Source organism: Brachybacterium sp. HMSC06H03, assembly GCF_001807385.1.
GTDB classification, from domain to species: Bacteria; Actinomycetota; Actinomycetes; order Actinomycetales; family Dermabacteraceae; genus Brachybacterium; species Brachybacterium conglomeratum.
The window spans coordinates 1-2,274 of record NZ_KV788781.1; the positions used below are offsets into that span (position 1 = coordinate 1).

Consider the following 2,274-nt stretch of genomic DNA (forward strand, 5'->3'; position numbering starts at 1 on the left):
GCGGCGGTCGCGCTCGGAATCTCCGGGGCGGGGCCGGCGCGTGCGGCGGAGGTCCGCGCCGCGGTCGGCGAGCGCCTCGTCCCGCTCGGGATCCCCGCCGAGCGTCTCCTGGTCACCGACGACCTGCACACCGCCTTCCTCTCCGGAGGGGTGGGCGACGACGGCCTGCTGGTGCTCGCCGGGACCGGCGCGGTCGCGGTCCGCTTCCGCGACCGCGAGGCGATCGCCCGCCGCGACGGGATGGGCTGGCTGCTGGGCGATGTCGGCTCCGCCGTGTGGCTGGGGCGACGCACCCTCGAGGCGGTCGCCGCGGACCTCGACGGACGCGGCCCTCGCACCCTGCTGACCGAGGAGGTCGGCGCCGCGCTGGGCCTGGACCTGCGCGAGGGGCTCCGCCCGCCCTCCCCCACCGGCGACCCGCGCCAGGACCTGATCCGCGCGCTCGACGAGCACCTGCCCGCCGGGGCGCCGGCGGCGCTGGGACGCTTCGCGCCGCTGCCCGCCCGGGTGCGGGAGGACCCGGTCGCCCGCGGCATCCTCGCCGCCGTGATCGAGCACGTGCTGGACACGGTCGAGGCGCTGGATCCGGAGGCGGTGCTGCCCGTCGTCCTCGCCGGCTCGGTGCTCACCGGTCCGGGCCCGATCCATGACGAGGTGACTGCCTCGCTGCAGGACCGTCGCCGCTCCGTGAGCCCCGCGCCCGACGGGCTGCCCGGCGCGCTGCTGCTCGCACGCGAGCTCGCGGGCCGGATTGCCGGCTGATCTCCGCGGCGCGGTGCAGATCCAGGCCTCCGCGGACGCCGCGGACCTCGGCCCGCTCACGGCCACCGCACGTCGCCTGGTGCGCCATCAGGTGGTCCTCGCCTATGTCATGACGACGATCATCACGACGCTCGGCGTCTCCGCGGTGATCACCGCGGTCGCCTGAACCGCGCCCGCGCGGAGACTAGGATGGCGGGCGTCAGCAGGCCGTCCACCCGGAAGAAGGCTCCTTTCGATGCCCGAGCTCCACGACCAGATCCCCACCCGTGAGAAGGTGCTGATCATCGGCGCCGGCCCCGCCGGCCTCGCCGCCGCGGCGTCGCTGAAGGCGCTCGAGGTGCCCTTCGACATCGTGGACCGCGCCGACCACGTCGGCGGCATCTGGGACCCCGAGCGGGAGGACTCCCCGATCTGGCCGACGATGGAGATGATCTCCTCGCGCGAGCAGACCCAGTACGAGGACCTCCTGCAGCCGGTCTCCTTCCCCGAGTTCCTCACCCCCGCGCACATGGCGAAGTACCTGCGCGCCTACGCCTCCCGCCACGGGATCACCGACCACTTCCGCCCGCGCACCGCGGTGCGCGCCGCACGCCCCTTCGAGGAGGGCGTGTGGGAGGTGGAGCTCTCCACCGGCGAGATCGGGATCTATCGCGCGGTGATCTCCGCGCACGGCATCTCGCAGCGCCCCCACCGCCCCGACTGGGCCGCCGACGTCCCGAGCACCGTGCAGGTCGTGCACTCCTCGGAGTGGACCGGCGCCGACGGTCTCGAGGGCAGGCGGGTGCTGGTCGTCGGCTCGGGCCAGTCCGCCGCGGACATCGCGGTCGACGCCGCCCGTCGCGCGCTCGAGGTGCGCTGGTCGATGCGCACCGGCCACTGGGTGGTGCCGCGCCGCATCGCCGGGATCCCCGGCGACGTCGCCTCCGCGCGCGAGCCCGCGATGCTCGGCGGGCTGAACGCGAGGATCGCGGAGACCGTGGTGCGACGCACCGTCGGCGACCCGGTCGAGGCCGGTCTGCCCCGCCCGGCGCAGCCCCTGCTCGAGGACCGCGTGATCGTCTCCGACGACCTGCTCCAGCGGGTCCGCGAGGGGCGCATCACCCCCGCCGGCGACGTCCAGGGCGTGGACGCCGAGGGCGTGGTCTCGCACGCCCGCGGCCGCGACGCCTTCGGCACCGACACCTACCGCGCGGACCTGATCGTGCTGGCCACCGGCTACGAGACGGGGGCCGACCACCTCGCCGAGGACCTCGTGCCCCGCACCGCGAGCGGCGAGAGCGACCTCTTCCTCGGCGCCTTCGCCCGCGGCCGCGACGACCTCGTGATCCTCGGCCAGCAGCGGGTCTCCGGCGGCGTGCTGCCGCTCCTCGTCGAGCAGGCCGACATCGCCGCCTACATGCTCGCCGCGACCCGTGACGGCGGCACCTCCCCCGCGCTCGAGCAGTTCCGTCGCGTGCGCGGCGGCGCCGAGGCCGCGATCCCGGCCCGTCCCGCCCCCGCCTCCGGCGGTCT

Annotated in this window: 3 protein-coding genes; all 3 read left to right on the top strand. The window is 75.8% G+C overall.

Annotated features, from left to right (window positions below; genetic code table 11):
* Nucleotides 1-762: N-acetylglucosamine kinase (locus tag HMPREF3159_RS08465; protein WP_070500631.1), on the top strand; the 762-nt coding region annotated here is incomplete at its 5' end.
* Entirely contained in the window at nt 752-928 is a 177-nt protein-coding gene (locus tag HMPREF3159_RS17480) for a hypothetical protein (protein WP_168165400.1), read from the top strand. The genes HMPREF3159_RS08465 and HMPREF3159_RS17480, both read left to right, overlap by 11 nt.
* A 69-nt stretch (nt 929-997) precedes the next feature.
* Nucleotides 998-2,274: flavin-containing monooxygenase (locus HMPREF3159_RS08470; protein WP_070500632.1), on the top strand; the 1,277-nt coding region annotated here is incomplete at its 3' end.